Raw genomic sequence first — 17,225 nt, forward strand, 5'->3', positions numbered from 1 at the left:
CGCGTCAGTCGCCGAGCGTGATCAGGACATTGCCGCGCTTGCGGCCGGTGTCGACGTACTCGTGGGCTTCGCGGATGGCGTCGAGGTCGTACACGCGATCGATGACGGGACGGATGACACCCGTCGCGGCGAGCTCGATGAGGCGCGCCAGCTGTGATCCTGTGATGGCACCGACGTCCTGGATGCGCCGGATGCCGTCGCGCGTGGGTCGCAGCTTGGACCCGAGCATCGCGGCGAGATCGGCGATCACGAGCAGCAGCACCCCACCCGGCCGCAGCGCACGTACCGACCGCGCGTGGGGCGCATTGCCGACGCACTCGACGACCGCGTCGTACTCGGCACCGCCGGCCGCGAAGTCCTCGCGCGCGTAGTCGATCACGCGGTCGGCACCCAGGTCGCGCACCAGCTCGGCGTTGCCCGCGCTCGTGACCGCCGTGACGGTCGCCCCGCGAAGCTTCGCCAGCTGCACCGCGGCGGAGCCCACCGCGCCCGACGCCCCGTTGACCAGCACGCGCTGCCCCGGCCCGATGCCGCCGGCCTCGAGAAAGGCATCCGCCGTCGCGAAGCCGAACGGCACGGCCGCCGCGTCGCGGAACGAGACGCCGTCCGGAATCCTCGTCACCGCCCCCTCCGCCGCGATCGTCGTGTACTCGGCGTGACACCCGAAGCGCGCGCCTCGCAGGAGCAGCACACGGTCGCCCGGTGCGAAGCCGGTCGCACCGGCGCCGACCTGCGCAACGACTCCTGCGGCGTCCATGCCGAGCACGGGGTGGCGCGGCCGCATCATGCCGAGCGCGAACATCGTGGGGATCCGCAGCCCGCGCGGCACGTCGCGCGACCGGACCCGGTGGTCGGCGATGCTCACGCTCGCGGCGTGCACTCGCACGAGGATCTCACCGTCGCGCGGCGTGGGACGCGGCATCCGTTCCACCGCCACGACATCCGGACCGCCGAAGCGGTGGGCGACAGCAGCACGCATGGTGTCGCCGGGAACGGCTGCAACGGCCGGGGCGTGAACCGCGCCCCGCGTGTCGTCGTGATCGGTGCTGCTCATCGAAGTCTCCACTCTCGCTGCGTACCTTACGTTGTACGACTTACTACGTAAGGTAACCTGTTCGAGATCTGTTGTCCAGACCTGCGCGCGATGCCCGCTTCGCGTCCGGGCGGCCGACGGGGCGGTACCGTGGACGCGGGAGGTCCGGCATGACGACGCTCGCGACGACGACGCGCAGGGAGCCGCTCTCGCGCGGACGCGTGCTGCGCGAGGCGATCGCGATCGCCGACGAGGGCGGGATCGACGCGCTCACGATGCGCCGGCTCGCCCAGCAGCTGGGCGTCGAACCCATGTCGATCTACTACCACGTCCGTGGCAAGGACGCTGTCATCACGGGTGCGCTCGACCTCGTCTTCGAAGACGTGGGAGAGCGTGCGGCGCGCGCGACCACTCCCCCTCCGCCGTCGTGGCAGGACCACCTGCGCACCCGGATCCTCGCCGCGCGCGAGGTGCTCCTCGACCATCCATGGGTGCCCCGCGCGCTCGAAGCGCGCGGCACGATGACGCCCGCCTTCGCGACGTGGGTCGACACCAACGTCGCGGTGATGCGATCGGGCGGTCTGTCGTGGGACCTCATCCACCACGCCATGCACACGCTCGGCAGTCGTCAGTTCGGATTCTCGCAGGAGCTCATCCTCGACGATCCGCAGGGCGCCGACGGCGCGGCCGATCCGGCGCAGGCGGCCGCGCTCGGCGCACTCATGCCGAACGTGCAGGCCATGCTCGAGGACGTCGTCCACGAAGACGAGGTCGGCACTCTCGGCTGGTGCGACGACCGCGTGGAGTTCGAATTCGCGCTCGACATCCTGCTGGAGGGACTCGAGCGTCGCGCACGCGCGACCGGCTGAGGCATCCGTCGCCCTTAGGATCGTTGGGTGAGCAAACCGCGTCTGTACTCCGGCATGCAGCCCTCCGCCGACTCGCTCCAGATCGGCAACTACATCGGGGCGCTCATGCAGTGGCGCGACCTGCAGCTGTCGTACGACGCCTTCTTCTCCGTCGTGGACCTGCACGCGATCACGGTCGCGCAGGATCCCGAGCACCTGCGCGAGAAGACCCGCCGTACGGCCGCGCAGTACATCGCCGCCGGCATCGAGCCGTCCAAGTCGACGCTGTACGTGCAGTCCCACGTGCGCGCGCACGCCGAGCTGGCATGGATCCTGTCGACCATCACCGGGTTCGGCGAGGCCGGGCGCATGACGCAGTTCAAAGACAAGTCGCAGCGCTACGGCGCCGACGCCACCTCGGTCGGGCTCTTCACCTACCCGGTGCTGATGGCCGCCGACATCCTGCTGTACCAGACCGACATCGTGCCCGTCGGCGACGACCAGAAGCAGCACGTCGAGCTCACTCGCGATCTCGCCGAGCGCTTCAACAGCCGCTTCGGTAAGACTTTCACCGTGCCGATGCCGGTGATCCAGCAGGAGACCGCCCGCATCTACGACCTGCAGAACCCCACCGCCAAGATGTCGAAGTCCGCCGACTCGGATGCCGGCGTGCTGTGGCTGCTCGATGACCCGGCCGTGTCGGCGAAGAAGGTCATGCGGGCCGTCACCGACAGCGAAGGTTCGGTGCGGTACGACCGCGAGGCCAAGCCCGGGGTGTCGAACCTGCTCGTGATCTACGCGGCTCTCACCGGTCGCCAGATCCCGTCGATCGAGGACGAGTACGCCGGCCGCGGTTACGGGGACTTCAAGAAGGGCCTCGCCGAGGTCGTGGTCGAGGAGTTCGGCCCGGTGCGCGCCCGCGCGCTCGAGCTGCTCGACGATCCCGCCGAGCTCGACCGCGTACTGGCCCTCAACGCGGCCAAGGCCGATGCGGTCGCCGACCGCACCCTCGGCGACGTCTACGAGAAGGTCGGCCTCCTCCGCCGCGCCTGACTCCGCGTCGGCGAGGATCGCGGCCCGCTGGGTTCGGTTTCGGCGTGCTCCGCCGCGGCGACCCTGCGGCCCGTTCGCAACTCCGGATGCGGATGCGGTTTCGGGGCCATCCGCGCATCGAAAGCCATCTCATCCGGAGTTGCGAACGGATTCGTGTCGCCGAGCGCGCCGGCGCCCCGGGCTCAGCGCTCCCTGCGCGCCGTCAGGACTCCTCGCAGTGCTGCGACGACCTCGTCCGGTCGGTACATGATGTCCTCTGCAGCCAGTCTCAGCACGACGTAACCCGCCCGTGCGAGCGCGAGATCGCGGCGATAGTCCTTCAGCTGCTGCACCCAGTCGGAGTGGAATTTCTTGCTGTCGCATTCGACGACGAGCCAGTCATCCGCGACGAGATCCACGAAACCCACGTCCTCGAACTCGACTTGAAGCCTCACCGAGCACCCCAGCCCGAGCAGCATGATCCGGACCATGGTCTCGGGCCCGGACTGGGCCTGACCGTCCACGAGAGGGCGAAGCACTCCGTACTTCGCCGGAAGCAGGTCGAACACGGAGTCGACCTGCTCGAGATTGATCAACTCCATGTTGAGCGCGCTGTCGATAGACGCGATGGCCGCGCGCGGCGCCTGGCACAGCACAGCATTGGCCAGCGCGACGACGACATCGGCACAGGTCGCCGCGCCCGGCGAATCAGCCAACGTGTGCCAATGAAGACGCGTGGCGGGCGCCCTCCACGGACGCAGCCGCTTCTTACGGTCGTGCGGAGTGCGCATCCGGGTGGCATCCGGGAAAAGGTGCACGTGCAGTCGCGAATTCGCCAGGACGAACACGCCCAGCAGTTGCAGGAGAGACAGGCACGTCAAGCGCCCGCCCACTCGCACGGCGCGCACGACGTCGTCGGGTGCGTCAGGAGGTAGGTAGCAGCCGCGGCGCGCGCGAATGAGGGCGCCCGATCGCACCGCTGCGGTGATCTCGCGCGCCGACAATCCGTCCGCCAGCAAGTCCGCCCGGGTCTTGTGCGACTCCCACATGCTCCGAGCGTCGCCCGCCACGGGGACCTGGAATCGCGTTCGGCGCGATCTGTGGACGACGGCCGCCGACGCCCTGCTGTGGAGGAGCCTCCAGCGTTCCCAATTCCGGATCGGCTCAGATGCTGAGAGCGTCGGCACCCGAAACATCACGGATCTCGCCGACGCGGCGCGCACCGATCCGGAATTGTGACCGCCCCAGCGAGCGCACCGGCAGGCGTGGGCCTGCGTGGAGGACGGCTCGACGTGCACGGGCGGGGGCTCGGCGGTGCGGGGCGGAGCGCGCGGCCCGACCGATACCGTGGTGCGATGGAGCCAGTGACCCTGCGCACGGAGCGGCTCGTCCTGTCGCTCCCCACGCTGGACGACGTCGACGCGATCTACGACGCATGTCAGGATGCCGAGACCCAGCGCTATACGACGGTGCCGTCTCCGTACGAACGGCATCACGCCGAGGAATTCGTGCCGAAGGTCGCCGAGGAGTGGAAGAGCGGGGCGCACGTGACGTGGGCGATGCGCGAAGGCGAGGTGCTCGCCGGAATGATCGGCCTCTACCGCCTGGACGGCCGCGGCGGCGGCGAGCTGGGCTACTGGGTCTCGCCGTGGTCGCGCCGGCGCGGCTTGCTGACCGAGGCAGCACGCGCGGTGATCGACTGGGGCTTCGACCCCGCGGGAGCGGATCTGCATCGCATCGAGTGGCGCGCCGTCGTCGGCAACGTCGGCTCGGCCCGCGCGGCGCGAACCCTAGGCTTCCGGTACGAGGGCACTCTGCGCGAGGCGCTCGTCGGCTCGTTCGGCCGCGACGACGGCTGGATCGCGGCAGTGCTGAGGACGGACGACCGGATGCCGCAGCCCTGGCCCGTCCTCGAGGACTGAGCCGTTCCCGCTCCGCGTGCGTCGCGTCGGTGCGGCGTGGCAGGATGAGCGCATGCCCGAGATGCCGGAGGTGCAGGGGCTCGTCGACTTCCTCGGTGAGCGCCTGAAGGGGTTGCGCATCACCCGCGTCATGGTCGGCAACATCGCCGCTCTCAAGACGTACGACCCGCCGATCGACGCACTGAAGGATGTGGAGATCACCGGCGCTTCGCGCCACGGCAAGTTCGTCGACCTGTCGACGACCGGACCGCACCTGATCTTCCATCTCGCGAAGGCCGGGTGGCTGCGGTTCACGGACGAGCTCGCTCCCACCCTGATCAAGCCCGGAAAGACGCCGATCGCACTGCGCGTCGCCCTCAGCGACGGGTCGGGGTTCGATCTGACCGAGGCCGGCACCAAGAAGTCGCTCGCGGTGTACGTCGCGCGCGATCCCGCCGACGTTCCCGGCATCGCACGGCTCGGGCCGGATCCCCTCGGCCCCGGCTTCACGCGCGACACTCTCGCGTCGCTGCTCGAGGGCCGGCGCACCCAGATCAAGGGCGTACTGCGCGATCAGGCGACGGTCGCGGGCGTGGGCAATGCCTACTCCGACGAGATCCTGCATGCCGCGAAGATGTCGCCCTATGCGCTCGCTTCGAGCCTCACCGCGGAGGACGTCGACCGGCTCTACGCCGCGATGACAGAGACGCTGACGGATGCCGTGGCCGAAGCATCCGGCAAACCTCCCGCCGAGCTGAAAGATGCCAAGCGTCGCGGCATGCAGGTGCACGGACGGCGGGGCGAGACCTGCCCGGTGTGCGGGGACGAGGTGCGCAGCGTCTTCTTCGCCGACAACTCGCTCGAGTACTGCCCCACGTGCCAGACCGGCGGCAAGATCCTCGCCGACCGGCGCCTGTCGCGGCTGCTCAAGTAGCTCAGCCCTCGGTGGTGCCCATGAGCACCCGGGCGTCGTCGTCGACCCAGTCGAGCGACTTCGACACGGCCTTGCGCCACATCCGGCACCGGCGCTCGCGCTCGTCCTGCGGCATCCGCGGCTCGAAGCGCACGTCCTCCTGCCAGTGCGCCCGCAGCTCGTCGCGGTCGCGCCACACGCCGGTCGCGAGACCGGCGGCGTATGCGGCGCCGAGCGCCGTCGTCTCGATCACCTTGGGCCGTACGACGGGGATGCCGAGGATGTCGGCCTGGAACTGCATGAGCAGGTCGTCGCGGGTCATGCCGCCGTCGACGCGGAGCTCGTCGAGGCCCCGACCGGTGTCGGCGATGACCGCGTCGATGACGTCGCGCGTCTGGAATGCGGTGGACTCGAGGGCAGCCCGGGCGATATGCGCCTTGTTGACGTATCTCGTGAGGCCGACGAGGGCACCGCGCGCGTCGGGACGCCAGTACGGCGCGAACAGCCCCGAGAACGCGGGCACGAAGTAGGCACCGCCGTTGTCGTCGACGCTTGCCGCGAGCGTCTCGACGTCTTCGGACCGCTGGATGATGCCGAGGTTGTCGCGCAGCCACTGCACGAGCGATCCGGTCACGGCGATCGAGCCCTCCAGCGCATAGCGCGCGGGTTCATCGCCGCACCGGTAGGCGACCGTCGTGATGAGCCCGCTCCCGGACTGAACGATGTCGGTTCCGGTGTTGACCAGGAGGAAGTTGCCCGTGCCGTAGGTGTTCTTCGATTCGCCGGCGTCGAATGCCGCCTGCCCGAAGGTGGCCGCCTGCTGATCTCCGAGGATGCCGGCGATCGGCACGCCGTCGAGCACGGACGGCAGCTGCGAATGGCCCATCACCTCGGACGACGAGCGGATCTCGGGCATCATCGCACGCGGGATGCCCCAGACCTCGAGCAGGTCGTCCGCCCAGTCCAGCGTCCGCAGGTCCATCAGCAGCGTGCGTGAGGCGTTGGTCACATCGGTGACGTGGATGCCGCCGCGCGCGCCCCCGGTCAGGTTCCAGACCACCCACGTGTCGGGCGTGCCGAAGAGCAGCTCCCCCGCTTGTGCGGCGGCCCGTGCGCCCGGCACGTTCTCGAGGATCCATGCGACCTTCGACGCCGAGAAGTACGTGGCCAGCGGCAGTCCCGTCGTCTGCGCGAAACGGTCCGCTCCGCCGTCCTGAGCGAGCCGGTCGATGCGCGGCTGGGTGCGCGTGTCCTGCCAGACCAGTGCGTTGGAGATCGGGCGCCCGGTGCGCTTCTCCCACACGATCGCCGTCTCGCGCTGGTTCGTCACGCCGATGGCGGCGACATCGGATGCCGTCACTCGCGCGCGCGACAGGCACGAGGCGATCACCCACTCGGTGTTGGTCCAGATCTCGACGGGATCGTGCTCGACCCAGCCGGCTCGAGGGAAGATCTGCTCGTGCTCGCGCTGCGCGACCGACACGATCGCTCCCGTCGCGTCGAACACGATGGCCCGGGTCGAGGTGGTTCCCTGGTCGATGGCGAGGACGTGGTCGGGCACGCTCATCTCCTTCCTCACGGGCGACGTCGCCCGTCGTTCGGCGCGGCGACGGCCGGCGCGTGCGGTCAGGCTATCGCGAGGACGCCTCGACCCATTCCGGCTCTGCCGCGTGGACGTGGATCATCGCGCGTTCCACCTCCGCGGTCACGCGGGCATCGTCCCACCCGAGGACGGGCGCGATCGCCTCGGCGACCTCGCGCGCGGCCTCAGGGGTGGCTCCCCCGGTGAATGCGATGCTGGTGCGCCTCAGGAGCATGTCCTCGAGGTGGCGGACGTCCTCGGTGGCGGCGAGGTGACGAAGCTCGCCCGAACTGTAGCCGGGCGCGTGCGCGAGCGGTGCGTCGTCGGGGTCGAGGGCGATCGCGTCACCGATCGCCGCGGCGACAGTTCCGTAGCGGTCGAGCAGGGTGGCGACCCGTGCGGGCGCCAGGTCGACCGCGTGCAAGGCGATCCACTGCTGCCGCGCGCGCTCGGTGGTCGGAAAGCCGTGGCCACCGCCGATGGGCACGCCCTTCGTCGATCTCCGGCGCGGGTGGGCCAGCAGAGCCAGCGCGCGATCGGCGAGGTGCTCGGCGGACGCACGGAAGGTGGTCCACTTGCCGCCGATCAGGCTCAGCACGGTGGCGCGAGACGCGGCGGCGCCGCCTGCCAGCGGCGCAGACTCGATGCGGTAGTCGCGAGACACGAATCCCGGGGCGAGGTCGCCGTGCCCCGGGAGGGGACGCACGCCCGAGAAGCGGTAGACGATGTCGGAGCGGTCGACGTGGATCGCGGGGAGGACCTGGCCGATGAGATCGATGAAGTACTCCACCTCGGCGTCGGTGCACACGACGGGATCCGCCATGTCGTGCTCGAGGTCGGTCGTGCCCACGAGCACGCGTCCCTTGAGGGGGTAGATCAGGACGATCCGCCCGTCCTTGTTCTCGAAGAAGAGCTCGCGGCCGCCGGTCGCCGCCAGCAGGTCCGGATGATCCAGCACGATGTGCGAGCCCTTGGTGCCGCCCATGTACCGGGTGGTGTGGCCGAGTGCGACATTGGTCAGATCGGTCCATGGGCCGGAGGCGTTGATGATGACGGATGCTGTGAACAGCGTCTCGTCGCCGGTCTCGGCATCCCGCAGCACGACGCGCCCGTCTCGCGTGCCGGCCGCCGCCGTGTAGTTGGCCGCTCTCGCCCGGTCGCCCCCGGCTGCCCGCCCGTCGCGGAGCACGTCCAATGCGAGACGTTCCGGATCGTGCAGCGACGCGTCCCAGTAGGTCGCGGTGTACTTCACCGCCGGATTGAGATCGGGCAGCTGCCGCAGCGACCGCTTGCGCCCGTGCACCGTATGGCGGGGCACCGTGCCCTTGCCGAACAGGCCGCCGCCGCGCGAGAACGAGTCGTAGATCACGAGTCCGATCTTGATGAGCGCAGCGCCGCGTTCGCGCGGCTTGCCCGCGCCGTGCCGGAGGAAGCGCAGGGGTGCCGACAGCACGCCCGAGAACGTCGAGAAGATCGGGATCGTGGTCTGCAGCGGTCGCACGTAGTGCGGTGCGGTGCGCAGCAGCCCGTTGCGCTCGGTGACCGCCTCATGCACGAGGCGGAACTCGCCGTTCTCGAGGTAGCGGATGCCCCCGTGGATCATGTGGGACGACGCCGCGGACGCCCCGCTGACGAAGTCCGCCTGCTCGGCCAGGGCGACATCGACGCCCTGCATCGCGAGGTCGCGGAAGGTCGCGAGTCCGTTGATGCCGCCGCCCAGGATCAGCACATCCGCGTACGGGCGCGCTGCGAGCTGATCGAAACCCCGTGTCACTGCCGTGCTCATCGTCTCACCGTCCCCGAGTCCCAGGCTACGTGGCCGGGCCGACAACGGCTCGCCCGCACGCCGGGCACGGCTGGTCTGCATCGGCCCGCAATGCATTCGCTGACATGGAATGAATCGCTCATCCCCGCGTTGACTAGACTCGAGAGCATCAACGTGCTCCGGGGTCGGTGAGAATCCGAACCGGCGGTGACAGTCCGCGAGCCGAGGCTCAGCATCCGATTCGGATGCCGCCCCGGCCGATCCGGTGGAATTCCGGGACCGACGGTGATGCGACAGAGGTCCGAAAGCGGGGCCAGTCGCTAGTCCGGATGGGAGGCAGCACGGGTGGCGCGACGCGCGCCGCCGCTTCCCGTGCCCCGGAGCGCCCGGAACTGTGAATCGCGGAATGTGGATTCACAGCATGGCGAAACGAGGAACGGGATGGCGAGCGCAGCAGAACGCGACGCGATGCGCCGTGCGCTCACGATCGCCGGGCTGGGCCCGCGAGGCGTGAATCCGCAGGTGGGGGCTGTGATCCTCGCGGCCGACGGCACCGTCCTCGCCGAAGGATGGCACCGCGGCGTCGGCACGCCCCACGCCGAGGTCGACGCCCTCTCCCGCCTCGCCCCCGGCGACGCCCGGGGAGCCACCGCGGTGGTCACCCTCGAGCCCTGCAACCACACCGGGCGCACCGGACCGTGCTCCGAGGCGCTCATCGCCGCGGGCATCGCCCGCGTGGTGTACTCGGTCGCTGATCCCGGGGCGCGCTCATCCGGCGGCGGCGCTAGGCTGCGCGAAGCCGGCGTCGAGGTCGAGGCGGGACTCCTCCTCGAGTCGGGTCACGCACTGCTGGAATCCTGGCTGACGGTGCAGAGCCTCGGCCGCCCGCACGTGACGGTCAAGTGGGCGCAGAGTCTGGACGGCCGGGCTGCGGCATCCGACGGCACCAGCAAATGGATCACGGGCCCCGACGCGCGCACCGACGTCCACCGCCGGCGCGCCGAGTCCGATGTCATCATCGTCGGCACCGGTACGGTGCTCGCAGACGACCCGGCATTGACGGCGCGCGCCGACGACGGCACCCTGCTGCCGCAGCAGCCGCTGCCGGTCGTGCTGGGCTCACGACCGGTTCCGGACGACGCGGCTCTGCACCGGCATCCCCACCGCTTCCTGCAGTACTCCGGCGATCTGATGGCAGTCCTCGACGATCTGCGGATGCGCGGCGCCCATCGCGTCTTCGTCGAAGGAGGCCCTGCTGTCGCGGCGTCGTTCGTGCGCGAGGGGCTCGCCGACGAACTGCTCGTCTACGTCGCGCCGGTGCTGCTCGGCGGCGACATGCTCGCGCTGCGCGACATCGGCGTCGACACGATCGCACACGCCCGCCGTCTCTCGGTCTCGGGTGTCCAGACTCTCGGCGACGACCTTCTCGTCATCGCCATCCCTGCGTCGGAAGGAGACGCCTGATGTTCACCGGAATCGTCGAAGAGGTCGGCCGCATCACCGCCGTCGAGCCGTCGGGTGACGGCGTGCGCGTGACCGTCGAGGGGCCGAAGGCGGTGTCGGATGCCGCGCACGGCGACTCGATCTCGGTCAGCGGCGTGTGCCTCACCGTCGTCGACCAGGGCACGGACTGGTTCACCGCCGACGTCATGAAGCAGACGCTCGACATGTCCACCCTGGCGGGCGTCACCCCCGGCCGCGCGGTCAACCTCGAGCGCGCGACCGCCGCTCACGGCCGCCTCGGCGGGCACATCGTGCAGGGGCACATCGACGGCACCGGCGAACTGCTCGAGGTGCGTCCGGGCGCGCAATGGCGGGTGCTGCGGATAGGCCTGCCGTACGAGCTCGCTCCGCTCGTCGTCGACAAGGGGTCGATCTCGGTGGACGGCGTCTCGCTCACGGTCAGCGCGGCCAGCCCCGCGCCGGCGCCGGGTGCGGCGACCGACGGCGCGTGGTTCGAGGTGTCGCTCATCCCCGAGACCCTGGCCGCCACGACACTCGGCGCCCTCGAGCCGGGCGACCGCGTGAACCTCGAGACCGACATCCTGGCGCGCCATGTGCAGCGTTTGCTGTCTTTTGCGGCTGCCGCCGCACCGACGGAAGGAGGCTCCGAATGAGCCTTGCCACGATCCCCGAGGCGCTGGATGCCCTGCGCGCGGGAAAGCCCGTCATCGTCGCCGACGATGAGGACCGCGAGAACGAGGGCGACGTCGTGCTCTCGGCACAGCTGGCGACGCCCGAGTGGGTCGCGTGGACGGTGCGATGGACCAGCGGGTTCCTGTGCGCGCCCATGCCCGCCGACTGGGCGGACCGCCTCGATCTTCCCCCCATGGTCGAGAACAACGAGGACGCCCGGGGCACCGCCTACACGGTGAGCGTCGACGCGGCCGACCGCCAGTCGACCGGCATCAGCGCCTCGGACCGCGCGCACACGCTCAACGTGCTCGCCGATCCCGAGTCCACGCCGGCCAGCGTGATCCGACCCGGCCACATCCTGCCGCTGCGAGCGGTGGACGGTGGCGTGCGCGAGCGCGCCGGCCACACCGAGGCCGCGGTCGAGCTGACCCGGCTCGCCGGGCTCGCACCGGTCGGCGTCATCGGCGAGGTCGTCGCCGACGACGGCAGCATGATGCGGCTGCCCGGGCTGCAAGAGCTCGGCGCCCAGTACGGCATCCCGGTGATCACGATCGAGCAGCTGACCGCCTACCTCGACGAGCACGAGCCGTGCGATCCCGCCGTGCGCAGCGCCCACAAGCGGCGCGTGAGCCTGCGGGCCGAGGCACGCGTGCCGACCAGCCATGGCGAGTTCCGATTCCTCGCATACAAAGACCGAGTGACGGGCACCGACCACATCGCGGTCGTGTCGGGAGAGCTGGGCGACGCACCCCTGGTGCGCGTGCACTCCGAGTGCCTGACGGGCGAGGCCTTCGGCTCACTCAAGTGCGAGTGCGGCCCGCAGCTGGACGCCGCGCTGGACGCCATCGAGCAGGACGGCGGCGTCGTGGTCTACATGCGCGGGCACGAGGGCCGCGGCATCGGGCTGATCAACAAGCTGCGCGCCTACTCGCTGCAGGAGCGCGGTCTCGACACCGTCGACGCGAACCTGGCGCTCGGACTGCCGGCCGATGCTCGCGACTACGCCGCGGCCGCCGGCATCCTGGCCGACCTCGGCATCGAGCGGGTGCGCCTGCTGACGAACAACTCCGACAAGGTCTCGCAGCTGCGCGGGCTCGGTCTCGACATCGTAGAGCAGGTGCCCCTTCTCGTGGGCGTCGGACCGAACAACCACCAGTACCTGGCGACCAAGCGTGACCGGATGGGTCACCTCATCGCCGAAGAGGATCTGGCCGACGCCCTCGCGCTCATGCATGAGACCGCGGAGCGGCACGGGTCTGAACCACACGGAACCACCGAGCAGCGCGAAGGAGCAGCACAGTGAGCGGCAAGGGCGCACCCGAGGCCACCGACCAGATCGATGCCACGGGGCTGGATGTCGTCGTGGTCGCGGGCATGTGGCACGACGTCATCACCGACGGGCTCATCGCGGGCGCGCAGCGAGCCCTCGAGGCGGCGCGGGCGTCATGGCGCCTCGTTCGCGTGCCGGGCTCGTTCGAGCTGCCGGTGGTGGCGAAGGCGGCGCTCGAGCAGGGCGCCGATGCGGTCGTCGCGCTCGGCGTGATCATCCGCGGCGGCACCCCGCACTTCGATTTCGTCTCGAACGCGGCGACCGACGGGCTCACACGCGTCGCGATCGACACCGGCAAGCCGGTCGGCTTCGGAGTGCTCACCCTCGATGACGAAGCGCAGGGGATCGCCCGTGCGGGGCTGCCGGGCTCGGAGGAGGACAAGGGCTTCGAAGCGGCGGATGCCGCGATGCGCACGGCGCTGACCCTCCGGAGCCTGCGCGCCTGACCGCGCGGTCCTGCACCGCAGTGAGGTCGGCCTTCCTGGCGCCCGGCCGCCGATGGGCCTAGCGTGACGACCATGGAAATCCTCCGTCACATCGTCGTGCTCATCCACCTCGTCGGGTTCGCGGTGCTCTTCGGAGCCTGGGTCGTCGAGGCCGTCGGCGGCAAGCGGCAGATCACGCGCCTGATGAACTGGGGCCTGGCCATCGCCGGCCTCGCCGGCTTGATCCTGGCCGCCCCGTGGGGCATCGAGGGCGAGATCAACTACATCAAGATCGGCGTGAAGCTGGTCATCCTGGTCATCATCGGCGCGCTTCTCGGCATCGGTGCCGGCCGCCAGCGCAAGAGCGGGTCGGTCCCGCCCGCGCTGTTCTGGTCGATCGGCGTGCTGACGCTCGCCAACGCCGCGATCGCGCTGCTCTGGCGCTGACGCGCGGACTCACGGAACGAGGGGGATGCCGCAGGCCGAGGTCTGCGGCATCCCCTCGTCGCGAGGATCGACGCCGGGGCGCGCGACTAGGATTGATCCTCGTGCCTGGACGATCCCGTCCTCGCGCACGGTGACCCAGTGCAGTGCCGCCTGACGCGTCACCACGCGGCGGACGGACGCCCACCGGCCCGTCCCACCAGGACGCCCCGCTCGCGACTTACAGGTTCTTCATGACTTCCCCCACCGCCGCCACCGCCGCGGCCCCCGCCAATCCCCGCTCGCGCGTCATCACCGCCAGCCTCATCGGCACGACGATCGAGTTCTACGACTTCTACGTCTACGCGACCGCCGCGGTGCTCGTCTTCCCGATCCTCTTCTTCCCCACCGGCAACGACACGACGGCCCTGCTCGCCTCGTTCGGCGTCTTCGGCGCCGCCATGATCGCGCGGCCGCTCGGCGCGATCGTGTTCGGCCACTTCGGGGACCGGTTCGGCCGCAAGGCCACGCTCGTGGCGTCGCTGCTCACGATGGGAATCGCGACCTTCCTCATCGGCTGCCTTCCCACCTACAACGACATCGGCTGGTGGGCGGCCTTCCTGCTGCTCGTCCTGCGCCTCGCGCAGGGCTTCGCGCTGGGCGGCGAGTGGTCGGGCGCGGCGCTCGTGGCCACCGAGAACGCCCCGAAGGGCAAGCGCGCGTGGTACGGCACGTTCCCGCAGCTCGGCGCACCGCTCGGCTTCATCATCGCCAACTCGGTCTTCCTCGGGATCAACTTCCTGCTCCCCCACCCCGAAGGCGCCGGGCAGCGCTCGGCCGACTTCCTGGCCTGGGGATGGCGCGTGCCGTTCCTGTTCTCCGCCGTCATGGTCATCATCGGCCTCTGGGTGCGTCTGCGGCTCGTCGAGTCCGAGACGTTCGTGAAAGCGGAGCAGAAGGGCGCGATCCGCAAGTTCCCGCTGGGCACCGTGGTGCGCCACCACTGGTGGCACCTGATCCTCGGCACGTTCATCATGCTGGCGACGTACGTGCTGTTCTACCTCATGACGAACTTCACGCTGTCGTACGGCACCAAGGCGGCCGATCTCGACACCGCCTCGGCCGCGGCGCAGGCGGCCGCAGAGGCGGCGGGCGAGTCGTTCGACCCGGCGGCGTTCGCGGCCCAGTTCTACCCGGGACTGGGCTTCGGCTACACCGACTTCGTGCTGATGCAGATCATCGGCGTCGTGTTCTTCGGCATCTTCACCCTGCTGTCGGGGCCGATCGCCGACGCGATCGGCCGCCGCCGGCTGCTGCTCTGGGTGACGGCGCTGATCGTGGTCTTCGGATTCACGTTCAACCTGTTCCTGCTCCCCCACGTCGACCCCAAGTTCACCGGCGCCCTCGTGCAGGCCTTCCTCATCTTCGGGTTCATGCTGATGGGGGCGACGTTCGGCCCGATGGGTGCGGTGCTGCCCGAACTGTTCCCCACCAACGTGCGCTACTCGGGCTCGGCGATCTCGTACAACCTGTCGTCGATCCTGGGCGCCGCCCTCGCGCCGATCGTCGCCGTCTGGCTGTGGGCCGCGGCCGGCGGCAGTCCGTGGCTGGTCGGCATCTACCTGTCGGCGATGGGCGTGCTGACCTTCATCGCGCTGCTCCTGTCGCCCGAGACGAAGGACGTCGACTACGACGCCGAACTCGGCGTGGGAGTCACCGGGTCGCTTTGACCCGAGACGACGAGGTGTGAGGATGCCGCGGCCCGCGTGGGCCGCGGCACCCTCTCACCGGCGTCTCTCGTGCCGCACCGGCTTGGTGTGCGCGGGCGCGTCGGACGCCTCGACGAACTCGCAGCGGAATTCTCCGTCGTAGCCGAAGAGCAGGCCGAAGACCCGGTTGCGCACGCGCAGGCTGATGCGGAAGACCTGTGCCTCGTCGTCATAGCTCTCACGAAGCTCGGCGCGCCCGCTGAACAGCATCGGGAACCGGAAGGCCAGCAGGCCCTCGTAGAAGCGCTGCGCGTCCGAGACCAGCAGCAGGCTTCCGTCGGACTCGGCGGACAGCTCGAGGTCGACAGCCAGGTGCTGGTGCGTACCGAGGTAGTCGACGATGCGATGCCGCTCGGCATCGAGGATCATCGTGGCGTCGAAGCGGCGCCGGGCTCGCGGCATCCGGAACTCCCTCACGAACGTGACCGTCTCGCGTCCGTAGGGATCTCGGTAGGGGTAGTTCTCGATCGTGAACGGGATGTCGAGCCCCGCCTCCGGGACCAGGATGCTGCGGAAGCGACCGATCTGCAGGAACGGGATGGTCCACCACGGTCCGCGGAGGACGCGGCTCATGGTCCCTCGCCCGATGCACGCGTAGCCGTCCGCGAGGCCGACGCCGAAACGTCGCTGAAGCATCGGGTGAAGGCGCGCGAAGTCCTCCCCCATCGCAGTCGCGAACATCGAGCGCGCCGGCATCGGCGCAGGAGTGGCTGGTGTCGGCGCGACAGCGCGGGCACGTGCGGGTGCAGGTGCGAGTGCGTGGCTGCTCACGGCCGGACCAGCTGTCGCAGGGTCTCCGGGGCGTCCTCCATGACGCGACGGTGCGGAGGTCGGCGGGTGGTGCGGGCGGCTCGCGGCCGATCGCGCCGCCAGAGAGCGAGCGCCGAGCCGAGCGGCCAGCGCTCCGGCGGAACGTCCGTCTCGGCCCAGATGCGCAGCCTGTCGAAGCTCCACGCGGTGAGCCATCCCACCAGCGGCCGCACGAAGAGCCGGTCGAGAGCGCGACCCCACGCGGGCTCGTAGTCGTAGCCCGTCGAGAACACGACGTGGTCGCCGTCGGGCCGATAGCGCCAGTACCCGCGCCCGGGGCCGAGCGGCGACAGCCGGTCGCCGGTGTCGAAGCGGAGCGCCGAGGTACGGGTGCCGTCCGGGCGCGAGCGCTCACCGATCGTGGTGCCGAGTCCCGCGATGGTGTGCCCCGGGATCCGGCGCTCGTAGGCGAACCGGATGCCTCCGCCGGGCAGCTCCTCGACCGGAGTGATGCTGCTGAACCGGGCATCCCAGCGCGCATGCTGCGAGACGTCCTGCGTCAACTCCCACACTCGCTCGATCGAGGCGCGGATCCGGATGCTCACGAAGATCGGCGAGAGGGCGGCGGTCATGCGCGGACCTCGGCGATCAGATCGAGCAGCTCCCGCAGCGGGCGCCTCAGGATCCGCGCACGCACGAGAGGGAGCGACAGAGTGAGAAGCCGAAGCCCGCGATCGAGCAGGCGCTGCGTGCGCTCCTGTCCCGGCGAGGAGTCGTACACCCAGAACAGCGCGAGCAGCAGATGCCCGAGCATCAGCGCAGCCGGAAGGTCCTCGTCGAACTCCGCCGGCAGCCGGTCCTTCGCGCCCGCCACCGCGGCGCGGAAGAGTCCGACGATGACGTCACGGGATTCGGAGGAGTCGGCCGACAGCGGGTTGAGCGACGACCGCGGCGACACCGCGGCCGAGAGGAACTCGGGAGCGAAGCGGTGATACGGCGCGAGCTCGGCGAGCCCGGTGCGGTAGACGATCCCCAGCCGCTCCACGAGCCCGTCGGCACCGGCGAGCAGCGGGAGCGCGGCCGTTCGGTGCGCCTCCTGCACATCGAGGTACAGCTCCTGCACGAGGTCGTTCTTCGAGGCGAAGTGGTAGTTGGTCGTGCCGACCGAGACCCCCGCCTCGTGGGCGATCAGCCGGATCGTCGTCTCGTCGTACCCTCGCTCGCGGAACGACCGCAGGGCCACATCGCGGATCAGGGACCGGGTGCGCTCGCTCTTCGTGAGCGCCGGTTCGTCAGAACTGGACATGTTCAGAAACTA

General features: G+C 70.1%; 17 protein-coding genes and 1 riboswitch. Of the genes, 10 read left to right on the top strand and 7 right to left on the bottom strand.

Going from position 1 to position 17,225, the window contains the following annotated elements; all coding sequences use genetic code 11:
• Window positions 1-4: 4 nt before the first annotated feature.
• On the bottom strand, window positions 5-1,054 hold the full coding sequence (locus tag HF576_RS09030; RefSeq protein WP_168912463.1) for an NAD(P)-dependent alcohol dehydrogenase: 1,050 nt from the start codon (window positions 1,052-1,054) through the stop codon (window positions 5-7).
• 149 nt (window positions 1,055-1,203) lie between these two features.
• Here HF576_RS09030 and HF576_RS09035 point away from each other — a divergent pair, with 149 nt between their 5' ends.
• Together HF576_RS09035 and trpS are read left to right on the top strand one after the other, a co-directional pair.
• Window positions 1,204-1,902 carry a TetR/AcrR family transcriptional regulator gene (locus HF576_RS09035; RefSeq protein ID WP_168912464.1) on the top strand — a complete coding sequence of 233 codons (699 nt, stop codon included), beginning with the start codon at window positions 1,204-1,206 and terminating at the stop codon, window positions 1,900-1,902.
• Window positions 1,903-1,929: 27 nt separating this feature from the next.
• A complete protein-coding gene (gene trpS / locus HF576_RS09040; RefSeq protein ID WP_168912465.1) occupies window positions 1,930-2,934 on the top strand; it encodes a tryptophan--tRNA ligase in 1,005 nt (334 codons plus the stop codon).
• Between the two features lie 182 nt (window positions 2,935-3,116).
• Here the strand turns inward: trpS and HF576_RS09045 are convergent, their stop codons facing one another.
• Window positions 3,117-3,962, bottom strand: coding sequence for a type IV toxin-antitoxin system AbiEi family antitoxin domain-containing protein (locus HF576_RS09045; RefSeq protein WP_168912466.1), 846 nt, complete (start codon window positions 3,960-3,962; stop codon window positions 3,117-3,119).
• Between the two features lie 306 nt (window positions 3,963-4,268).
• Between HF576_RS09045 and HF576_RS09050 the strand changes: the two genes are divergently transcribed.
• Together HF576_RS09050 and HF576_RS09055 are read left to right on the top strand one after the other, a co-directional pair.
• Complete coding sequence (locus HF576_RS09050) at window positions 4,269-4,835, top strand: GNAT family N-acetyltransferase (protein WP_168912467.1); 567 nt, start codon at window positions 4,269-4,271, stop codon at window positions 4,833-4,835.
• Between the two features lie 52 nt (window positions 4,836-4,887).
• Window positions 4,888-5,748: an Fpg/Nei family DNA glycosylase gene (locus HF576_RS09055; RefSeq protein WP_168912468.1), complete on the top strand. Its 861-nt coding sequence runs from the start codon at window positions 4,888-4,890 to the stop codon at window positions 5,746-5,748.
• Between the two features lies 1 nt (window position 5,749).
• Here the strand turns inward: HF576_RS09055 and glpK are convergent, their stop codons facing one another.
• Together glpK and HF576_RS09065 are read right to left on the bottom strand one after the other, a co-directional pair.
• Window positions 5,750-7,288 carry a glycerol kinase GlpK gene (glpK, locus tag HF576_RS09060; RefSeq protein ID WP_168912469.1) on the bottom strand — a complete coding sequence of 513 codons (1,539 nt, stop codon included), beginning with the start codon at window positions 7,286-7,288 and terminating at the stop codon, window positions 5,750-5,752.
• Window positions 7,289-7,358: 70 nt separating this feature from the next.
• Window positions 7,359-9,095 carry a glycerol-3-phosphate dehydrogenase/oxidase gene (locus HF576_RS09065; RefSeq protein WP_168912470.1) on the bottom strand — a complete coding sequence of 579 codons (1,737 nt, stop codon included), beginning with the start codon at window positions 9,093-9,095 and terminating at the stop codon, window positions 7,359-7,361.
• 150 nt (window positions 9,096-9,245) lie between these two features.
• Window positions 9,246-9,420, top strand: a riboswitch (FMN riboswitch).
• Window positions 9,421-9,515: 95 nt separating this feature from the next.
• On the opposite strand from HF576_RS09065, the gene ribD reads away from it, so the two are divergent.
• From ribD to HF576_RS09095, 6 genes are all read left to right on the top strand, one after another.
• Entirely contained in the window at window positions 9,516-10,538 is a 1,023-nt protein-coding gene (gene ribD / locus HF576_RS09070) for a bifunctional diaminohydroxyphosphoribosylaminopyrimidine deaminase/5-amino-6-(5-phosphoribosylamino)uracil reductase RibD (RefSeq protein WP_168912471.1), read from the top strand.
• Window positions 10,538-11,191 carry a riboflavin synthase gene (locus HF576_RS09075; protein WP_168912472.1) on the top strand — a complete coding sequence of 218 codons (654 nt, stop codon included), beginning with the start codon at window positions 10,538-10,540 and terminating at the stop codon, window positions 11,189-11,191. Before ribD ends, HF576_RS09075 begins: the two co-directional genes overlap by 1 nt.
• Window positions 11,188-12,513, top strand: coding sequence for a GTP cyclohydrolase II (gene ribA, locus HF576_RS09080; RefSeq protein WP_168912473.1), 1,326 nt, complete (start codon window positions 11,188-11,190; stop codon window positions 12,511-12,513). Before HF576_RS09075 ends, ribA begins: the two co-directional genes overlap by 4 nt.
• Window positions 12,510-12,986: a 6,7-dimethyl-8-ribityllumazine synthase gene (gene ribH, locus HF576_RS09085; RefSeq protein ID WP_168912474.1), complete on the top strand. Its 477-nt coding sequence runs from the start codon at window positions 12,510-12,512 to the stop codon at window positions 12,984-12,986. The genes ribA and ribH overlap by 4 nt, the downstream gene beginning before the upstream one ends.
• A 72-nt stretch (window positions 12,987-13,058) precedes the next feature.
• Window positions 13,059-13,412 (top strand): Fe-S protein, encoded by a 354-nt coding sequence (locus HF576_RS09090; RefSeq protein WP_168912475.1) that lies wholly within the window; start codon window positions 13,059-13,061, stop codon window positions 13,410-13,412.
• A 230-nt stretch (window positions 13,413-13,642) separates the two neighbouring features.
• Window positions 13,643-15,118 carry an MFS transporter gene (locus HF576_RS09095; protein ID WP_168912476.1) on the top strand — a complete coding sequence of 492 codons (1,476 nt, stop codon included), beginning with the start codon at window positions 13,643-13,645 and terminating at the stop codon, window positions 15,116-15,118.
• Window positions 15,119-15,172: 54 nt separating this feature from the next.
• On the opposite strand, the gene HF576_RS09100 is transcribed toward HF576_RS09095, so the two are convergent.
• The 3 genes from HF576_RS09100 to HF576_RS09110 all read right to left on the bottom strand — a co-directional run bounded on the left by HF576_RS09100 (window position 15,173) and on the right by HF576_RS09110 (window position 17,213).
• Window positions 15,173-15,853 (bottom strand): DUF4166 domain-containing protein, encoded by a 681-nt coding sequence (locus tag HF576_RS09100; protein WP_168912477.1) that lies wholly within the window; start codon window positions 15,851-15,853, stop codon window positions 15,173-15,175.
• A 71-nt stretch (window positions 15,854-15,924) separates the two neighbouring features.
• Entirely contained in the window at window positions 15,925-16,539 is a 615-nt protein-coding gene (locus HF576_RS09105) for an SRPBCC family protein (protein WP_168912478.1), read from the bottom strand.
• Window positions 16,536-17,213, bottom strand: coding sequence for a TetR/AcrR family transcriptional regulator (locus HF576_RS09110; RefSeq protein ID WP_168912479.1), 678 nt, complete (start codon window positions 17,211-17,213; stop codon window positions 16,536-16,538). The genes HF576_RS09105 and HF576_RS09110 overlap by 4 nt, the downstream gene beginning before the upstream one ends.
• Window positions 17,214-17,225: the final 12 nt, after the last annotated feature.

This window comes from Microbacterium salsuginis (assembly GCF_012524205.1).
Lineage (GTDB): Bacteria > Actinomycetota > Actinomycetes > Actinomycetales > Microbacteriaceae > Microbacterium > Microbacterium salsuginis.